18 protein-coding genes are annotated in these 17,709 nt (G+C 52.4%); 9 read left to right on the plus strand and 9 right to left on the minus strand.

The window, feature by feature from the left end; genetic code table 11:
- Positions 1–758 (plus strand): histidine kinase (locus tag POG22_RS01020; protein ID WP_498903120.1); only part of this gene is annotated, 758 nt, incomplete at its 5' end.
- Between the two features lie 115 nt (positions 759–873).
- On the opposite strand, the gene POG22_RS01025 is transcribed toward POG22_RS01020, so the two are convergent.
- Positions 874–2,118 carry a GH25 family lysozyme gene (locus POG22_RS01025; protein ID WP_498903121.1) on the minus strand — a complete coding sequence of 415 codons (1,245 nt, stop codon included), beginning with the start codon at positions 2,116–2,118 and terminating at the stop codon, positions 874–876.
- A gap of 156 nt (positions 2,119–2,274) precedes the next feature.
- Between POG22_RS01025 and POG22_RS01030 the strand changes: the two genes are divergently transcribed.
- Positions 2,275–3,096, plus strand: a complete 822-nt coding sequence (locus POG22_RS01030; protein WP_498903123.1) for a DUF3887 domain-containing protein — start codon at positions 2,275–2,277, stop codon at positions 3,094–3,096.
- On the opposite strand, the gene POG22_RS01035 is transcribed toward POG22_RS01030, so the two are convergent.
- The 8 genes from POG22_RS01035 to POG22_RS01070 all read right to left on the minus strand — a co-directional run bounded on the left by POG22_RS01035 (position 3,088) and on the right by POG22_RS01070 (position 13,118).
- Positions 3,088–4,128 (minus strand): cysteine hydrolase family protein, encoded by a 1,041-nt coding sequence (locus POG22_RS01035; protein ID WP_498903124.1) that lies wholly within the window; start codon positions 4,126–4,128, stop codon positions 3,088–3,090. The two genes, POG22_RS01030 and POG22_RS01035, sit on opposite strands and share 9 nt — an antisense overlap.
- Before the next feature lie 99 nt (positions 4,129–4,227).
- Complete coding sequence (locus POG22_RS01040; RefSeq protein ID WP_498903125.1) at positions 4,228–5,802, minus strand: ABC transporter permease/substrate-binding protein; 1,575 nt, start codon at positions 5,800–5,802, stop codon at positions 4,228–4,230.
- 43 nt (positions 5,803–5,845) lie between these two features.
- Positions 5,846–6,829: an ABC transporter ATP-binding protein gene (locus tag POG22_RS01045; protein WP_063716068.1), complete on the minus strand. Its 984-nt coding sequence runs from the start codon at positions 6,827–6,829 to the stop codon at positions 5,846–5,848.
- A 9-nt stretch (positions 6,830–6,838) separates the two neighbouring features.
- Complete coding sequence (locus POG22_RS01050) at positions 6,839–8,089, minus strand: class I SAM-dependent methyltransferase (RefSeq protein ID WP_498903127.1); 1,251 nt, start codon at positions 8,087–8,089, stop codon at positions 6,839–6,841.
- A 116-nt stretch (positions 8,090–8,205) separates the two neighbouring features.
- On the minus strand, positions 8,206–9,708 hold the full coding sequence (gene asnB, locus POG22_RS01055) for an asparagine synthase B (RefSeq protein WP_063716070.1): 1,503 nt from the start codon (positions 9,706–9,708) through the stop codon (positions 8,206–8,208).
- 242 nt (positions 9,709–9,950) lie between these two features.
- Positions 9,951–11,360, minus strand: a complete 1,410-nt coding sequence (locus POG22_RS01060) for an NAD(P)(+) transhydrogenase (Re/Si-specific) subunit beta (protein ID WP_498903128.1) — start codon at positions 11,358–11,360, stop codon at positions 9,951–9,953.
- Complete coding sequence (locus POG22_RS01065; RefSeq protein ID WP_063716072.1) at positions 11,357–11,650, minus strand: NAD(P) transhydrogenase subunit alpha part 2; 294 nt, start codon at positions 11,648–11,650, stop codon at positions 11,357–11,359. Before POG22_RS01065 ends, POG22_RS01060 begins: the two co-directional genes overlap by 4 nt.
- Positions 11,651–11,975: 325 nt before the next feature.
- Positions 11,976–13,118, minus strand: a complete 1,143-nt coding sequence (locus POG22_RS01070; protein WP_498903129.1) for a Re/Si-specific NAD(P)(+) transhydrogenase subunit alpha — start codon at positions 13,116–13,118, stop codon at positions 11,976–11,978.
- Positions 13,119–13,641: 523 nt separating this feature from the next.
- Here POG22_RS01070 and POG22_RS01075 point away from each other — a divergent pair.
- The 7 genes from POG22_RS01075 to POG22_RS01105 all read left to right on the plus strand — a co-directional run bounded on the left by POG22_RS01075 (position 13,642) and on the right by POG22_RS01105 (position 17,707).
- The gene (locus POG22_RS01075) at positions 13,642–14,202 is read left to right on the plus strand and encodes a DUF2808 domain-containing protein (RefSeq protein ID WP_063718289.1); all 561 of its coding nucleotides are present in this window, start codon (positions 13,642–13,644) and stop codon (positions 14,200–14,202) included.
- Between the two features lie 266 nt (positions 14,203–14,468).
- Positions 14,469–14,606 (plus strand): 50S ribosomal protein L34, encoded by a 138-nt coding sequence (gene rpmH, locus POG22_RS01080; protein ID WP_074170982.1) that lies wholly within the window; start codon positions 14,469–14,471, stop codon positions 14,604–14,606.
- Positions 14,607–14,648: 42 nt separating this feature from the next.
- Positions 14,649–15,056 carry a ribonuclease P protein component gene (rnpA, locus tag POG22_RS01085; RefSeq protein ID WP_074170981.1) on the plus strand — a complete coding sequence of 136 codons (408 nt, stop codon included), beginning with the start codon at positions 14,649–14,651 and terminating at the stop codon, positions 15,054–15,056.
- The gene (locus tag POG22_RS01090) at positions 15,028–15,420 is read left to right on the plus strand and encodes a PH domain-containing protein (RefSeq protein WP_063718287.1); all 393 of its coding nucleotides are present in this window, start codon (positions 15,028–15,030) and stop codon (positions 15,418–15,420) included. Before rnpA ends, POG22_RS01090 begins: the two co-directional genes overlap by 29 nt.
- Before the next feature lie 75 nt (positions 15,421–15,495).
- On the plus strand, positions 15,496–16,647 hold the full coding sequence (gene yidC / locus POG22_RS01095; protein ID WP_063718286.1) for a membrane protein insertase YidC: 1,152 nt from the start codon (positions 15,496–15,498) through the stop codon (positions 16,645–16,647).
- A gap of 29 nt (positions 16,648–16,676) precedes the next feature.
- Entirely contained in the window at positions 16,677–17,147 is a 471-nt protein-coding gene (locus POG22_RS01100) for a Jag family protein (RefSeq protein WP_498903131.1), read from the plus strand.
- 59 nt (positions 17,148–17,206) lie between these two features.
- The gene (locus POG22_RS01105) at positions 17,207–17,707 is read left to right on the plus strand and encodes a YceD family protein (protein ID WP_063718284.1); all 501 of its coding nucleotides are present in this window, start codon (positions 17,207–17,209) and stop codon (positions 17,705–17,707) included.
- Positions 17,708–17,709: the final 2 nt, after the last annotated feature.

The raw sequence follows: 17,709 nt of genomic DNA on the forward strand, positions 1-17,709 counted from the left end.
ATCGCGCGAACGCCCTGCGCGATCGCCTCGAACCGCTCAATTGGTACAAGCAACGACGCTTTGAAGAGTTGTACTGCGCTCTGTCGGCGGGAATGAAGCAGTTGAAACCGTTACAGGAAGCCGTCGGAACGTCGAGGATGTCGTCGCTGCAACAGGTGCGCTATGAGGAAATTTGGCGGGAACTCGAGCAGACGCTGAGTTCGGTCGGACGATTGCTCAAGCACGAACAATGGGAGTTACAGCCGAAGGACGACGGTATTTCGATCGTCAAACTGTTTAAAGAGGTTCTCGATCGCGTGGAAGCGACGGCAGAAAAACGGCAGATTTGGATGCAGGTTCACCGAGAAGGGAACGTGACGGTATACGCCGACCCTCGCCAACTGTCGATCGTGTTTTACGAGGTGTTGGCGGCCGCCTGTCGCCGGTCTCAAGTCGGCGATCGCATCGATATTTGGTATCGTCCCCTCGCCTCCGATCCGGCGAAGTTTTTGGAACTGTCGGTGACGGATAACGGAACCCTCGACACTCGCTTGTTGAAGGAGTTTCAGCGACGGACGACCTTAGAAAACCAAGGGTCTCGAGACGCCCTGGTCGCTTCGGCACTCGATCGATCGCCCGGCGTATCGTTCTTGATTTTTCAGCGGTTGATGCGCCAAATGGGAGGGGATTTCCTCATTGAAAAACTCGACGACGGACGGATCGTCAGTCGTTTGCTATTGCGCTTGTCTGCGAACCCTTCCAGCGTCAAGTCAGACTGATTACCATATATATTGGTATTTGTCAAGCAAATTTCGCAAATTGGTAAAAACTCGAGATCCTCGGCGTCTTCAAGATGCCGGGGATCTGGCATAACGCCATAAATATTTGAAAATATCAATAATTACGCCAAAATCGCGCAAATTCTGCGAGTTCCTCCCGTGTCAATTGCCGTTGCAACCAATCCCACGCCCGATCTTGGTGAGGTAAGCCTTCATAGTACCGAGCAGCTTTCGATAACACGATCGGCGGCGGTTCTAAGTCGGGGGGATTGCGCCACTGTTGGGCAAACGCTTCGAGCGTCGCCTCCGATAGCTGCTCTTGCAACCAAATCAACGCTTGATTTTGACTGGCTAGATTTTGATAGTACCGCGCCACGTCCACGAGACGAATCGAAGTATCGGCGGTAGCGCGATCGCGCCAACGGCGAGCGAACTCTAACAGCGTGGCTTCCGACAGTTGGAATTGCAACCCCGTCAGGGCGTCGATTTGATGGGGCAACCCCTGATAGTGCTTCATCACGTCTACGAGGGAAATAACGGGCGTTGGCGTCGGTGTCGGCGTTGGCGTCGGTGTCGGCGTCGGAGAGGCGATCGTGTTATCTGCCAAATACGCCCAAACGCGAGGGTTGACCGTTCCATCGGTCAGAGTCCCGATCTCCGTTTGAAACGCCACCGTTGCCGCTTTGGTTTTCGGACCGAACTTTCCATCGACAGATCCCGGATCGAACCCTTTCTGTTTCAGTCGCGATTGCACGTCCGCCACCATCGCCCCGGTCGATCCTTCCTTAACGATATTGAACCAGTTGACATCTACCCCTCCGGCAACGCCGTTAACACTCCCGCGATCGGTATACTGCCAAAACGTCCAAGTGTGCCATCCCCCCGGCACCTTCGGCGACGGATCGCTGGTGTAATGGGCAATCCAGAGCGGATAGTTCGCGAACTGCTGCCAGTTACCGAGGCGTTCCCAAAAATAAGGATAGGTGTAGATAATCGGACGCCGCCCCGTGGCCAGTTCTACGCGATCGAGCCAGGTTTGCATCCGCGCCGCCAAACTGTCGGCGGCAATACCGTCGTCCGTTTCGATATCCAACACCGGCGGTAAGTCTCCCGATTCGAGTTTTACGAGGTCGAGAAACCGTTCGGCTTGGGCGAGAGCGTCGCTGCGGGGACGAAAGAAGTGATACGCTCCTCGTACCAGACCCGCTCCTTTCATCCCCGTCCAGTTGGTTTGAAAGGTATCGGCGACGAAGGTGGCGCCTTCTGTCGCTTTGGCAATGCCGAACTCGATGCCGGAATTGGCAACGGCAGTCCAGTTAACGCTACCTTGATAGTCCGAAACGTCGATCCCTCTACTCATCTGTGATGTGTCGATATCGATGTGGTTGTTTTGATGGTATCACCTGACGATCGAGCCGTCGGAGAGAAACCGCCACAGGGGGCGGAAGTCGGTCGATGCTGCACGTATGTCTGTGGCATATAATGCTCGTGAAATCTAGGGGATCGAGAGGATTCGATGGTACGGATTCAGTCAATACAAGTTGGGTTGGGTTCGATCGCCGCCGGTGCGATCGCCGCGTTACAGGTTTTCTCAATTCCGGCGACGGCTTTGGTGCCGAGTCGAGCGATCGAATTGGCTCAGATGGATTCGGAATCTTCGGCTTTGGCGGCGAAAGCGGAAGCCTTTCTCGGGTTTTTGGAGTCTGGCGAGTACGAAACTGCGCGATCGCTCCTCGACCCCGTGGTTCAAAATGCTTGGAGTGCCGAGGCGATCGAACGCACCTGGCAGAACTTTCGAGAACTTGTCGGTTCGTCCCCAACCCGAAGAACGTCTCAAGTGACGAACAACCTCGTCTCCATCACCATCGATGGGGACAACTTTACGGACAACCTTCTCTTTGTCTTTGACAGTGAAGGAGATCTCGTCGGCCTCGACCTACCCCGCGTCCGAGACCTGTTGGCTGGATACTCGAAGAGCGACATCGCCGAAGCCTTTATCGATGCGATGGCAACGGGTAACTTCGAGGAGGCGCGAGTTTATTTGTATCCGGTTTTGCGGGCGGAATGGTCGCCGGAAGTCCTCGCGGAACGATGGCAGAGTTTCGAGGGACAAGTGGGGACGTTTCGCCAGAGACAAGACACCGAAACTGTTGAAAACGTGGTGTTCGTTCGGATTCAGTTCGATCGCCTCGAAGATTGGTTGGTCTTCATTTTTAACGACGACAACCAAATCGTCGGCGTCGATTTTCCCCAAATCGATTGGGATCGCCTCGAAACTTCGACGTTTTCACCCTGTCGCTTTGAAATGGAGAACGATCTGCGATCGCATCTACCTTAACTTGGTCGGAATCCCGTCCCAGGTCTCGATCGCGTCGGTCGAACGGACTCGGTGCATTCCTAACTCGGCACACTTGGCAAAGGTTTCGTCGGCTAACTCGGTGAAATCCACCTGACCCGGCACCACCACCGCCGACGTGCAATCTTCCAGTAAATAAACCTTTTGAGCGAGTTTTCGGTCTCGCGAACGAATCTCGTCGCATAAATCGTTCAGCGTCCAGGCGACACAGTGGCTCTTGGCTTGTCCCGCCACCAGCAACAGGTCGAAGTTCAACAAGCGATCGGCCAGTTTCACGTTACGCTGGGCGATCGCTTCCCCGTTAGCATTTGTCAGAACCTCTGGTTGCAATACCGAATAATTCTCCGTCAGCGGGTTGTTTCCTTTCATTTCGTATTCTGTGGGGCTGTAGCGAGCGATACTGTGGAAAAAACAGGCTTCTTCTACTGCCGAGACTAAAGCGTGACTGATTCCCCCCAGCATGGCGTGATACGGCCAGATCGTCAGCGGATATTTACTGTCTCGCGTCAGTTCTCGAACGTAGTGGAACGCATAAGCCTCCGGGTCGATCGCCGTCGGTAAATTCGGCAACACGTCAGGATTGATGCGCCATGTCCCGCTTTCGATATCCCCCAGATTTAAAGTCGACATGGGGGCGGGATGTTCGCCACTGTCGTTTATCCAAAATACGGGATGAAAAATCTGCATCGCCGTATGAGTGTCCATCGTCGGAATAACGTCCGTCAAGATGTGTAAATGACGGTAGATAAACTCGCACAAACGCCGATTGTCGTCTACAGCTCCGTTCCCGCTGCGTCCGGCGACGAACAGCTCGAAACCGGGAATACAGAAGGTGTTCTGCACGTCAATTAGTAGCAAGCCGACGCGCACTTTGTCTTCACAACTGCGAGAAATTTGGTGTTGTTGCGCCCAACGTCTGGCATCCCGAGCGCGATCGCCGTAGGGAACGCGCCACACTTCACCGATCTTACCGGGATCGAAATGTTCTGGAATCGGGAGGGTTTCTACGGACATTGTTCGGTTCCTCGCGCTTTGTGTTCAGTTTAATCCTGTTTTCCCAACGCCAAACCCGATATCTGTAACGTTTAGCTCACGGTGACTCGCGGTTCTGAATCACTTCGATCGCTCCGACAAATACGCTTTCAAATCGGAAATCGAACGAATATCCAATCTCTCAGCATCTTCTTCTTTCATCATTAACGCATAGGAATTATTAAAGCCAAACGGTGCGAGCCAAACGATATCGTATTGTTCTTTAGTTTCTTCTCGAACGTAATTCAAGACGGTCTTGTTATCTGAAGTTTGGTCAGATAGCAGGCGATCGCGAGTTTCGGAATCGGCTTTCAAAATCGCGATCAGTCCCGTTCCAGTATATTCGGGATAGAGATCGATTTCACCCTGTCGCAACGCATCGAAGGCAATTTTCGTTCCCGCTAAGCCTGTTTTTAACTCGACATCTAAATTCGTATAGTTTTCAATAACGACTGACATCATTTCCGCGAGAAGATATTGTTCGGTAAAATTCTTAGAACCGATGACAATATCTGAACTTCCTTCCCGTTGGGTATCTGTTTGCAATCCCAACTCTGACAAATAATCTCGCACCGCCTTGAGAGTCGGTTCTTGCTGGCTATCGACACGATAGTTCAGTTGTACCATCGCTTCGTTAGAAATTTGTCCCGACAACCGATTTAAAGCCTCTCGGATTTCGGGATAGGTTTGTAAGGTATCTTCTCGCACGAGCGGCGCGGCGTAATAAGGCGGAAAATAGTCGCGATCGTCTTCTAAAACTTTTAAATCGTATGCTTTAATTCGACCGTCTGTTGAAAAACCGCTAATAACATCAACGCGATCGTCTCGAATCGCTTTATACATTAACCCCGGTTCGAGTTCCAGAGTCTCTAATTTTAATCCGTAGTACTGTCGCAAGCCGGGATAACCATCAGCGCGTTCCATAAACTCAGCCGTAAAACCGGCGGTAAAGGAACGTCCGAATAAATTGGGAACCACGAGCCACGAGAGCGATAAAATGAGTAAAACGATCGCACTAATGAGGAGCGGTTTGAGCCATTGTCCGACTTTATTTTGAACGATTCCCAACAGAAAATCTAACAGCAACGCCAGAGCCGCCGCAGGAACAGCACCCGCTAAAATCATATCGATATTATTGAGGGCAATTCCTCGAAAAATAAATTCCCCCAATCCACCAGATGCAATCAACGCGCAGAGTGTCGCCACGCCAACTGTGGTGACGGCGGCGGTCCGAATTCCCGCAAAAATAACGGGAACAGCTAAAGGAAGTTCGACTTTTAATAAAATTTGTAAGCTCGACATTCCCATGCCTTTCGCGGCTTCTTTAATGGAAGAATCGACTTCGTCAATTCCGGTATAAGTATTCCGAACGATCGGTAACAGTGCGTATAAAAATAAAGCGACGACCGCAGGCGTGACGCCGATTCCTAATAGGGGTAACATAAACCCGAGCAGCGCCACGCTAGGAATGGTTTGAACGATGCCGACGGCTCCGATCGCTTGATTAGAAATTTGGCGATATCGCGTTAAAATAATGCCGATCGCAACGCCTAAAAAGATAGCGATCGCTAACGAGATAGTGGTCAAACCAATGTGTTCTACAGTCTGGTCGGCAAGTTCGAGTTGGTGGTCGATTAGAAATTGCCAGAAACTCATGAGTCAAAAATAAAATTTTAAAATGTCGCGGTTTTGTTAAAGCTTAAATAGATTGTTTGAATTGGTAAAAAGCAGTCAAAAGATCTTGACAGTGAGTTGTTAAAACCGGCTGGTTTTGGCGATCGCAAATTTGGACTCGCGACAACTTCAAAGAAGATTCTTCAAGGTCTTCTAAAACAGTCAGTAAATGTTCGTCTTCAGGATAGCTTTTAGCGGGTTCGGAACTTGACGCTTGTGGCGACAGCCAGGGCATCACGTCTTTGAGCTGAGTGACGTACAACTCTAACTGAAAGCGATCGGCTTGAAAAAAGTCGCGCACGAAATCGTTATCCGGTTGAAATACGAGCGTTTTGGGCGTTCCAATTTGTCGGACGATTCCCCGATCCATCACGCAGATGCGATCGCACAACCTGACCGCCTCGAAAATATCGTGAGTCACTAAAACGACTGTTTTCCGAAGCAGACTTTCCAACTGTTTGAATTCCTGTTGAATTTGTCGCCGCGTAATGCGATCGAGTGCGCCGAAGGGTTCGTCGAGTAAAATTATCGGCGGATCGGCCGCTAACGCTCTCGCCAAACCGACCCGCTGTTGCTGTCCGCCGCTGAGTTCGTGAGGATACCGTCGGGCAAATTGGTCCGGCGACAACCCCACCATATCGAGCAGTTCTTCACTACGTCGTGTGATGCGCTTGTCCGTCCACTTCAACAAACGAGGTACCACCGCCACGTTTTCCGCGACGGTGTAGTGGGGAAACAGCCCCGTTTCTTGAATGGCGTAGCCGATACTCCGACGTAGTTTTTCCGGCTGGGATTTGCGCGTGTCTTCCCCCCCAATAAAAACGCGGCCGGACGTCGGTTCGATGAGGCGATTGAGCATTTTCAGGGTCGTACTTTTACCGCAACCGCTCGTTCCGATCAGACCGAGGGTTTCCCCTTCGGCCACCTCAAACGAAACGCGATCGACAGCAGAGAACCCGTTATAGTTTTTTGTTAGCTCGATCGCTTCGATCGTGGGGGGGCTTGACATGGGAACTGCTTACCTGTGGGTTTTGAGAATCGCCACCAATCCGTGACCGCAACCCCGTCCCTGCTGCATTTCATATTCCAGCGTCCGCAAGGCATAGCCCAACTGAGGCTCGATAATGTTCGCTCGAGGATCGCCGTACCACATCCAACCCACATCGGCGATGACGCGATCGATGGTCATCAGCGCGAACTGCAAAGGTTTGGTGAAATCGTCCCAGCCTTCGAGTTGCGTCAGCGAACACCGCTCCCAGAGTCGTTGCTGGCAATATTCAACCACCACGTTCCAAGAGTCGATCAGCTCTCGCAGCGGCGGCGCAATAACCGGACGATCGGGAACGATCGCCGGATCGATGATGAGTTCTTCGAGATTGGTTCGCAAATAATCCTGATGGAGCGAATTTACCGCGCGACGAATGGGTTTGAGGCGATCGTTGTATTCCCGCGTATCGGTGTGGCGACCGACGAGTAAGGATCGATCCATGAGTTTCAACACTTCTACCCCGACGCCACAGGTTTCAGTTAACTCTTGCGAGAGGTCTTTAACGTCCGAACCCACCCAGAACCGAAGCGGAAACTTTTCGCTTTCAATTTCTTTGCGAACGGCTTCGGAGTAGAGATAACTCATGGTGTAGTCGCGAACTTTTTCAGACTCCGATTCTGCAAACCAGAAATCCGGCCATTCGATCGAATACCGTCCGAGGAAGTCGAGAACGATTAAGCTCTCGTCGCCACTGTGTTCGCAAATATCTTGCAGTAGCTCGACCAAATCTTGGCGATTTAAGTGAGACAGAGACCCGTAAGACGAAAAATAGATATCGAACGGCTCTTCGTCTTTAAACGCTCCGAACCCGTCTCGCAAATCTGCCTGAGCGAACTTGATTTCCGGTCGATCTTCAAAGAGAACCTGACCCCGTTCGACCATTGCTTGGCTGATATCGAGCCCCAAGTACAGATCGATGTTGTCTTTGGGAAGGACGCGCTCGTGTTGCAAACCTAAGTCTAAATCCCGGCGATCGATTTTCGTCAAGATTTCGTAGCCTTGTCCGGCACCGCAGCCGAGATCGACAATGCGGACACCGCGATTTTCTTGGCGACGGCGTTCGACAAGTTCCTGCAGAAACGGACGCAAGGCAATACGGGTTAACTGATCTTCCCAGTACGTTCGGACGTTATCGTACTTGCCAAACAAGTTTCCGACGTACAAATCGTATTTGCCTTCTCGAACCGCTTGGCTGTACGTTTTTTCTCCAACTGATTGCATAATTTTATGAGGTTAGGAATATCGATCGGGGCGAGTTCGTTCGGCCACGCGATCGTAGCTTCAGCGAGCGAGAGTGACGTTTGTTAACGATTTCTTAACGACTTTTTTGGAGTTTCTTAGTGGAGCGTTCCTTGCCATCTTCCAATGAGATCCGGAGCGTCCGGATGGGGAAAATGGTGTTGAAACGTCCGGTAATAGACAAACTCTTCTTTACTCGAGACGGGCTGTCCGTCTCGGCGTGCGTTGTCGAGTTCCGCTTGGGAAACCATCGCGTCGGCACGATCTTCGAGAATAGTCGAGGAGGCACAACCTTGGGCGAATTCCATTTTGTCTCGCCATACGACCTCTTGAGGCAACTTATCAGCAAATGCCTGTCTAAGCAACCATTTTTCTAAACCATAAGTTTTGTGTAGCTTGAGGGACGGATCGATTTTCAGGCACAATTCAATAAATTCTGTATCTAAAAACGGCACGCGAGCCTCTAGGCTGTTGGCCATCGTCATTCGATCGACCCGCTGCAAATTAAGATTGTGCAACCCTTTTAAAATCGAGATCGACTCCTGGTGTAAAGCCGTCGCGTCGTCGTAATCTGAAAAGTAGCTGTAACCGGCGAACAACTCGTCTGCACCTTCTCCGGTTAAAACCACTTTGACGTATTGACTGGCCAAACGAGATACGAAGTAACAGGGAATGGCGCTGCGGACTAAAGCCGGGTCGAAAGATTCGAGATAATAAATCACTTGAGGAAGAACGGCTTCCATTTCTTCCTCGGTGTAGACATATTCGTGGTGAATCGTGCCTAAGCGATCGGCTACTAAACGGGCAGCTTTGAGGTCGGGAGAATGAGGAAGTCCCACCGAAAACGAATGTAATTCGGGCAGGTGTTCCGACATTAAGGCGGCGATAATACTCGAATCTAATCCGCCGCTCAAGAAGACACCCACCGGAACGTCTGACATCAATCGCTTCTGGACGCTTTTCGAGAGAGTCTGGCGGATCTTGTCGAGGACGACCTCAACATCGCTGAGAAACGATGAGTTTTCCGGCCACTGATAATAGGGAACGAAGCCGGTTTCTTGCTGGTAGTAGTGTCCTTCAGGAAACTCGCGAATTTCGTCGGCGCTCTCGACTAGAGCTTTAATTTCTGAGGAGAAAAATAACAAGTCTCCCGATCGCCCGTAGTATAGAGGCTTAATGCCAATTGGATCGCGAGCGGCGATATAGTCTCCTTCGTGGCTGAGAACGAAGCTAAACATCCCGTCGAGTCGATCGGTCAGTTGGCGACCGTATTCTCGATACAGGGGCAGCAAAACTTCACTATCGCCGTGGGTTTGAAACTCAAAGCGATCGCCACAGCGATCGCGCAGCTCTCGATAGTTATAAATTTCGCCGTTACACACGCCGTAAAGTTGACTGTCCTGCCGAGAAAACGGCTGGTGAGCGCCTTCAACATCCATAATTGATAGACGCTGATGTCCGAGCAGTAAGTTCTCTTCTCGCACGACCCCCCTGTCGTCGGGACCTCGATGCGCTAGGGTCGATAACATTTCCTCGAAGTTGTATTGGTGAGAGTTTGGGTTAGATAGCGTTTGTCCGAAAATTCCAAGAATGCCACACATTTTTAAATTTCGATTGGGGTTCGATAATATTTTTGTTCAGTCGCTCTCGTTCTCGTTCGGACGCGCCAACTCAAACTTAAATATACTCACTATCTATGGTAACTAGATTCGAGATGAAGTCCAACTGGAGTGCTAAACCCCGTGAAGTGTTCGAACGCAGATCGTAAAAAACGAGAAGTCCGGTTTCGAGAGAAACCAGACTTCTGAAGATTAGCTCGGTTCGCCCGAACGGGCGCGATCGCCTACAGTTGTTTCATTTCAGAGACGAGTTTCGACACCATATCTTTCGCGCTCCCAAAAAGCATCATGGTGCGATCGCGGTAGAACAACTCGTTGTCAACGCCCGCGAATCCCGTACTGAGACTGCGTTTGATGACGATGGTGTGCTTGGCTCTGTCCACGTCGATAATCGGCATTCCAAAAATCGGACTGTCTTGTTGCGTGCGAGCCGACGGGTTGACCACATCGTTGGCACCGATGACGAGCGCCACGTCCGTCTGCTCCAACTGGGGATTGATATCGTCCATGTCGTAAAGCTGGTCGTAAGGCACGTTTGCCTCTGCCAACAATACGTTCATGTGTCCCGGCATTCGTCCGGCCACCGGATGAATGGCGTATTTGACTTCGACCCCCAATTTTTCCAACTGATCGGTCAGTTCGCGCACGGCGTGCTGGGCTTGAGCCACTGCCATACCGTAACCGGGAACGATCGCCACCGATCGCGCGTAGCCTAACATCATCGCGCCTTCTTCGGGATCGATGCTGCGAACCACCTTCTCGGTGTCAGAGCCGCCGCCTTTGACCGCAGTTGCCGTTCCTTCTCCCGTTCCAAACGCGGCAAACAACACGTTCGTCAGCGATCGGTTCATGCCTTTACACATGATGACGGTGAGAATCAACCCCGAAGCGCCGACCAACGCTCCAGCGATGATGAGCATATTGTTCATCACCACGAAACCGGCTGCACTGGCGGCTAAACCCGAAAAGGAGTTGAGCAACGAAATCACCACGGGCATATCGCCGCCGCCGATGGGAATGACGAAGTTAATCCCCAACACCAGCGATAGGACAATTAATCCCAAGAACAAAGAGGGGCTGGGGCTGGTGGCGACGAGGTAGCCGCTGCCGACGAGGAACGCCACCAAAAGCGTCGCGTTAAACGGTTGTTGCAGCGGGAAGGTAATCGGCGATCCCGAAATCAACCCTTGCAGTTTGGCAAACGCGACTAAAGAACCCGTGAAGGTGACGCCGCCGATGAGAACGCCCAGCAAAACGGTAATGGTTTCGCCGATGCCGGGTTCGGCTGAAAGGTTGAAATAATGCCAAAACTCGCCCATGGCCACCAAGGCCGAAGCTGCACCGCCCAAGCCGTTGAACAGCCCGACCATTTGCGGCATCGCGGTCATGGCGACTTGCTGGGCAGCGATCGCCCCGACGACAGAGCCGATGACGATGCCGATGAGAATCATCTCGTAGTTGAGAACTTGGCGATCGAGCAGCGTCGCGACGACGGCGATCAGCATGGCGATCGACGCGATGAGGTTGCCCTGACGGGCAGTCGCAGGCGATCCTAACCGTTTCAATCCGATAAAGAATAGAGACGCTGCGACGAGGTAGCTCAGTTGAATCCCTGTCGGGAGAAAGTCGCTCATGCTTTAACCTCTTTTTTCTTGAACATTTGCAGCATTCGATCGGTGACGAGGAATCCACCGACGACGTTAATGGTGGCTAGCACCACGGCGACGAGTCCGAGGATAACGGTCACGTTCCAGTCGCGATCGCCAGCGATAACTAAAGCCCCGAGAATAGCAATGCCGGAAATGGCGTTCGCCCCCGACATCAGAGGTGTATGGAGTGTCGGCGGGACTTTGGTAATCACTTCAAATCCCGCAAACGCCGCCAGGACGAATACGAACAAAGCTGTAATGAAGGGATCGTTCATCGTTGATAGTTGATAGAAGTGTTGGGAGTCGTAGGGTGCGTGACTTGAAGAACGGGGTGTAAATCGTGAGACCGAGCGATCGGTCACGCACCGCCAATGTACACCGCCCACAGACAAGGGTGTGTGACGCGGGCGACGCCATTCGATCGCCAGAAGAGGAGTCGTAGGGTGCGTGACTTGAAGAACGAGGTGTCAATCGTGAGACCGAGCGATCGGTCACGCACCGCCAATGCACACCGCCCACAGACTTGAAGAACGGGGTGTCAATCGTGAGACCGAAATCGTCACGCACCGCCTTATCTCATCACCTCATCGCCCCATTTCCTCAAGCTGGGGACGTAACGCCCAAGGCTTCCCGAACGCGGGAATTGTGGATTTCGCCTCCGATGGTGACGCAGATACTGTCGGGGATGTCGTCTTCGAGGTCGAGGGTGAGAACGTTGTCTTTCACCAGATATTGCAGGAGCGTCGAGACGTTTTTGGCGTACATCTGGCTGGCGTGAACGGGAAGCGATGCCGGAAGGTTCAACGGTCCGATCAGCGTGACGCCGTGACGGACGACGTGTCCGCCTGCTTCGGTTCCTTCGCAGTTTCCACCCTGTTCGGCAGCTAAGTCCACCACCACCGAACCTGGATTCATTTGAGAAATCATGTCGTCGGTGACGATGACAGGGGCGCGTTTACCGGGAACTTGGGCGGTGGTGATGACGACATCGGCTTGGGACACGCTATTGGCGATCGCCTCTTGGGTTTTTTGTTTCGAGCGCTCGGAGATTTCTTTAGCGTAGCCGCCCGTGGCCACGGTCTCTTCTTCGAGCGCCACTTCGACGAATTTCGCGCCGAGGCTTTGCACTTCTTCTTTCACGGCCGGGCGAATGTCGAAGGCTTCCACCACCGCACCGAGGCGGCGACTGGTGGCGATCGCCTGCAATCCCGCCACCCCCGCACCGACGACGAAGACTTTGGCCGGACGGATGGTTCCGGCGGCGGTGGTGAGCATGGGGAAGAATTTCGGCAGGGCGGACGCGGCGATCAGAACCGCTTTGTATCCGGCCACACCCGCTTGTGAGGAGAGGGCGTCCATGCTTTGGGCGCGACTGGTACGGGGGATCAGTTCCATGCTCAAGGCGGTGACGCGCCGTTCGGCCAGCTTTTGAATCCGTTCGGGATCGCCGAGAGGGTTGAGGAAACCGATGGTGGTTTGTCCCTCGTGCAGGCGATCGATCTCCTCGGAGGTCGGAGGCGCGACTTTGAGGATAACGTCGCTGTTTCCCCAGAGTTCGGCGGTATCGGCGATAACGGTCGCTCCGGCAGCTTCATAAGCACTGTCAGGAAAGAACGCGCCGTCTCCGGCTCCGGCTTCGACTCGAACGTCTAAGCCTTGTTTGACGAGTCGGGCGACGATATCTGGAACGAGTGCGACGCGGCGTTCGCCGACCTCGATTTCTTTGGCAACTGCGACTTTCATGCAAACTCCTTAACGAATACTGCTGCAATTGGGCGATCGAGAGACAAACTGAGGAGATTAGAGCATTTCGTTGATTAGCGATCGGCGATAGGTTTGGGGCAGGTCTCGCGGACTTCTAATTGGCATCCTAGGACGATCCCCAGATGACCCTTGACATCTTTAACTTGTCTTAAGGCTAATGAATAGTTTTGTCCTCCAAAATATCTAGAATCTTTAACTTATTTTTCGGTTTCAAACAATGTATTTCAAACAATGTATTTAAAAATAATCTTCAATTATGAATTCGCCTTTACAGTTTTGACGCGATCGCGATTTTTTTACCGCGTTTTCAGGTGAGAAGCGATCGCGGCGATCGTGGAACTTTTCGGGAACTGAGAGCGTCTCGACGCTCGCGAGATTCCGTTTGGCGAAATTAAGATGACAGAACCCAAACGGTTTGATACATTAATTAACACTGTGAACGGTCGATCGCATAGTTTTCGAGCGAACCGTTATGACGAGCGCGATCGGCGAGGAGTTTTCGATGAAACGTTGGTTATCTGCTGCTTTAACGACCGGATGTTTGGTTTTGGGATTCGCCACCGAACTGCCCGCCCAACAATTACCGGGATTTACCATTTTCGGTGGACCGCGCCGAGAAAATCAATTAGGCTTTCGTCTCGACTACGGCACGAGTGGCCATCCGCGCGATCGATACCGGTTGCGGATTCCCGCCGACAAAATGAGCTTCGCCGTCTCCCAGTTCTCCATTGACTATCCCGACTATTACGAAGGAGAATTTGACATCGACCTCGACCCCGACGACGATCCCGACGATCAACCCGTCGAAGTTCGCGTTCGCATCGACGGACGGTACGAATCAGTTCCCTTACAAGAAGTCGTGTGGGACGAAGAAAACCACCTCATCGAAATTTATCCCATCGAAGCCGTTCCCGCTGGCTACAAAGTCGAAATCGTATTCTCCAACGTCCGCAACCCCAGCTTCGGCGGAATGTACTACTTCAACTGTCGCGTGTTTAGTCCTGGCGACGTTCCCCTGGCACGCTATCTCGGAACCTGGGTGTTGAGCATTTCTCCGGGCTAGTTATTGACAAAGCGAGCAGATGATGATAAGCAAATTGTCTTGCCGAGGGGAGGTCGATCGATGTAGATCGGTTGAGCTTCCCCGAACCCCCCGAACTGCTCAAAAACCTTTCTGTTCGTTCCCCGCCGTGGGCTGAAACAGTTGTGTTCAAACGTCGCAGTGTCGAAAAGACGGGTTGAGACAGTCCGTCACTCGAATTTTCCTGTTAGAATGGGAAACTGCATCTTTGTCAACCTATCAGTGAAGTGAGTCGGAGGGAATAAACTGTGACCAAACGAACCTTGGGCGGAACGAGCCGCAAACGGAAAAGAGTGTCTGGATTTCGCGCTCGGATGCGCGTGAAAACCGGTCGTCGCGTCATCAACGCCCGTCGCCGCAAAGGACGGGCGAGACTCGCCGTCTAAAAGAGAATCGAGGAAGAGTCAAGTCGATCCGGTCAAGCGTCAGTGCTACCTAAAGCCAACCGACTTCGCCATTGGAAAGACTTTCAAACCGTTTATCAAAACGGAAGTCGCTGTCGGGGAAAACGAATGAGCCTGCGAGCCTATCGGCGTCCTACCACACCGAGGGACAGCTCCCCGAACCCAGACATCTCGGGCGTTCTCCCGACGCGCATCGGAATTTCGATCGGGCGAAAAGTCAGCAAACGTGCGGTCGTTCGCAACCGCATCAAGCGTCAAATTCGAGCAGCCGCACGTCAACTTTTACCGCGTTTGTCCCCAGGGTGGGATATCGTTGCCATCGTCCATTCCGAGGCCAAAGAGTGCAATTCAACTCAATTTCTGCAAGAATTAGAGCAGTTGTTGGCACGAGCTGAGGTACTGAATGGGCATTCGAGAGGAAGTCTTTTATGAAGGCGGACCCCATATTGGGGATTTGATTTTTAATATCTTAATCGGCTTGACCGTGATTGGCTTACCCTTAACGGTAGGTGCGGTAATTCGAGCCTTATGGTTGCGGTTTCGGATTACGAACCGCCGGATCTCGGTAAACGGGGGATGGATGGGACGAGATCGCACCGATGTCGTGTACTCAGAAATCATAAAAGTCGTGACCGTCCCGCGCGGTTTCGGACTGTGGGGCGATATGGTCGTGACCGTTCGAGGTGGAAACCGTCTCGAATTGCGTGCGGTTCCCCACTTCCGTCAAGTTTACGACTATATTAACGAGCGGCTGTCTCCAGAAGCCCGCAAAGTAAGCGGTTCTCTCGGCAGCTAAACTCACCCGCCCCCAACAAGACAGACTCAAAGAAACTTTCAAGCAACTTCAAGCGCAGAAATTGGCGTAAAACGAATGGATTTTGGTGTTGGTTTTCTCTCCAATAACGTAATGCTGCCGATCCTGGATTTATTTTACGGGATCGTGCCGAGCTACGGACTGGCGATCGTCGCGTTGACGCTGGTGATTCGCTTCGCACTCTACCCCCTCAGTGCGAAATCGATTCGCAGTATGCGTCGGATGCGCGTCGCCCAACCCGCGATGCAAAAGCGCGTCAAGGAGATTCAAGAACGATATAAAGACGAGCCTGCCAAACAGCAGGAAGAAATGAGCAAGGTTTACCAGGAATTCGGCAACCCCCTCGCCGGATGCTTGCCCCTGGTGATTCAAATGCCCGTTCTGTTCGCGCTGTTTGCCACCTTACGGGGATCGCCGTTTTCGGATATGAGCTATTCGATCGACGTGGAAATCTTCCCCCGCGAACAAATCGAACGCATCCAACCACAAGTTTACGCAACCGATCCGAAAAACGTTTATATCTCCGATGGTCTCCACACGAAAGTTTCCGCCATTCTCCCGGCTGGAAACCGCCTCGTCGTCGGAGAAAAAACGGATGTCGAGTTCCAAACTGTCGAAGGAACGCCCCTGCAAAAGCGATTGTCTGAAGAAGGCGACCCCGAACTCATGCCTCGGTGGACGGTGACGAAAGGACAAGATCGCCTGCAAGTTAACGAAGACGGAACGTTAGTCGCTCTGCAACCGGGTCAGGCAACGATCGAAGGGAAAATTCCCGGTTTGGCAGCGAACAAAGGCTTCTTGTTCGTGCAAGCCCTCGGTCGCGTCGGTGCCACGGACGACAACGGCAACATCCACTGGGATATCGTCGGTATGGTGCTGTTTTTTGGCGTGAGTCTCTATGTCAACCAAATCCTTTCGGGACAGGGACAAGACAGCAACGCCAACGCCCAACAACAAACCATCAGCAAACTGACGCCGATTTTGTTTACGGGGATGTTTCTATTCTTCCCGCTCCCGGCTGGGGTGTTGATGTACATGGTGATTGCCAACATCTTCCAAACTGCTCAAACCTTTGTTTTGTCGCGGGAACCGTTACCGGAAAATCTCCAGAAAATCGTAGACGCTCAGGAGAAGGCTGGGACTGGAAAAGACGGCCAGCGTCAAACCTTACCGTTCGAGCCGAAACGCTCTAAGAAAAAAGCGGGATAGGATCGAGACAGTTTGAGGATCGAGACTTCATGAGCGATAAAGGAGAGCGGGGTCGACAGTGGTTGGAAACACTGCTGAAACTGGCAGGACTTCCGGCTGAGGTTGATGTAACGCATCGAGACGATGCCTACTGGCTGACGATCGCTTCGGCCGAGTTAACCCCAGAGCAGGTTTCGGCGCTCCTCGGCGAAGGGGGAAAAGCGATCGATTCCATTCAGTACCTTGCCAACGCCGTTCTGAATATGGGATGCGATGAGGCGTCTCAAGCTGCGTACACCCTCGAACTGGGGGGGTATCGCCAAAAGCGCCAAGCCGAACTGCGATCGAAAGCTGAAGAGGTCGCCCGACAGGTTCGTGAGACGGGAGAAGCTGTCGAAATCGCGGACTTGTCGGGAGCCGAACGCCGACAGATTCATACGTTCCTCAAAGATAGCGAGGATCTCGAAACCTTCAGTCGCGGTCAAGAACCCCATCGTACATTGGTCGTTCGGCTCCGTTAACCCACAGTGGCACGTCCGACGCGAGCCGTTCGCCACGAGCCGTTAGAGAACAAGTAGTTATGGATGCGATCTATATTCCCTCCTTACTCAAAGCGCCGGACAAAACTGAAATTGTTGAATTTCGAGAGTTCGTACCGGGCTTAGAAACCTTGATGCCCGTGCGGGGCGTGGCTCGCGTCACCCATCAAGGTACTTATTTAGAAGTATCCGCCAGCCTCGAAACGATCGTGACGCTAACGTGCGATCGCTGCTTGCAGCAATACAATCACCGCATCAAAATCGAGCCGAGCGAACCGATTTGGCTCGACGCCAACCCCACGAATCCCGAAGATCTCCCCATCGAACAAGAAGTGGCCGTCGAGGATTTAGTCGAAACCCTGCGCCCGGATGGAGAATTCGACATACAAACTTGGATTTACGAGCAACTCTGTTTGGCGATTCCCCCTCAAAAACTCTGCAACGAAGACTGTTCGGGAATCCAGGTCGAGACGAACCCCAGCGACCTCACCGATAGCCGCTGGGCTGCACTGCAACAACTGAAAGACCGACTTCCGGGTTGAAA

The organism is Geitlerinema sp. CS-897 (genome assembly GCF_028368005.1).
GTDB classification, from domain to species: domain Bacteria; phylum Cyanobacteriota; class Cyanobacteriia; order Cyanobacteriales; family Geitlerinemataceae; genus Baaleninema; species Baaleninema simplex.

What these genes read in the sequence shown, in the direction of transcription:
- POG22_RS01025 (WP_498903121.1), bottom strand. Translation starts at nt 2,118, where the DNA reads ATGAGTAGAGGGATCGACGTTTCGGACTATCAAGGTAGCGTTAACTGG.
- POG22_RS01030 (WP_498903123.1), top strand. Translation starts at nt 2,275, where the DNA reads ATGGTACGGATTCAGTCAATACAAGTTGGGTTGGGTTCGATCGCCGCC.
- POG22_RS01035 (WP_498903124.1), bottom strand. Translation starts at nt 4,128, where the DNA reads ATGTCCGTAGAAACCCTCCCGATTCCAGAACATTTCGATCCCGGTAAG.
- POG22_RS01040 (WP_498903125.1), bottom strand. Translation starts at nt 5,802, where the DNA reads ATGAGTTTCTGGCAATTTCTAATCGACCACCAACTCGAACTTGCCGAC.
- POG22_RS01045 (WP_063716068.1), bottom strand. Translation starts at nt 6,829, where the DNA reads ATGTCAAGCCCCCCCACGATCGAAGCGATCGAGCTAACAAAAAACTAT.
- POG22_RS01050 (WP_498903127.1), bottom strand. Translation starts at nt 8,089, where the DNA reads ATGCAATCAGTTGGAGAAAAAACGTACAGCCAAGCGGTTCGAGAAGGC.
- asnB (WP_063716070.1), bottom strand. Translation starts at nt 9,708, where the DNA reads ATGTGTGGCATTCTTGGAATTTTCGGACAAACGCTATCTAACCCAAAC.
- POG22_RS01060 (WP_498903128.1), bottom strand. Translation starts at nt 11,360, where the DNA reads ATGAGCGACTTTCTCCCGACAGGGATTCAACTGAGCTACCTCGTCGCA.
- POG22_RS01065 (WP_063716072.1), bottom strand. Translation starts at nt 11,650, where the DNA reads ATGAACGATCCCTTCATTACAGCTTTGTTCGTATTCGTCCTGGCGGCG.
- POG22_RS01070 (WP_498903129.1), bottom strand. Translation starts at nt 13,118, where the DNA reads ATGAAAGTCGCAGTTGCCAAAGAAATCGAGGTCGGCGAACGCCGCGTC.
- POG22_RS01075 (WP_063718289.1), top strand. Translation starts at nt 13,642, where the DNA reads ATGAAACGTTGGTTATCTGCTGCTTTAACGACCGGATGTTTGGTTTTG.
- POG22_RS01090 (WP_063718287.1), top strand. Translation starts at nt 15,028, where the DNA reads ATGGGCATTCGAGAGGAAGTCTTTTATGAAGGCGGACCCCATATTGGG.
- yidC (WP_063718286.1), top strand. Translation starts at nt 15,496, where the DNA reads ATGGATTTTGGTGTTGGTTTTCTCTCCAATAACGTAATGCTGCCGATC.
- POG22_RS01100 (WP_498903131.1), top strand. Translation starts at nt 16,677, where the DNA reads ATGAGCGATAAAGGAGAGCGGGGTCGACAGTGGTTGGAAACACTGCTG.
- POG22_RS01105 (WP_063718284.1), top strand. Translation starts at nt 17,207, where the DNA reads ATGGATGCGATCTATATTCCCTCCTTACTCAAAGCGCCGGACAAAACT.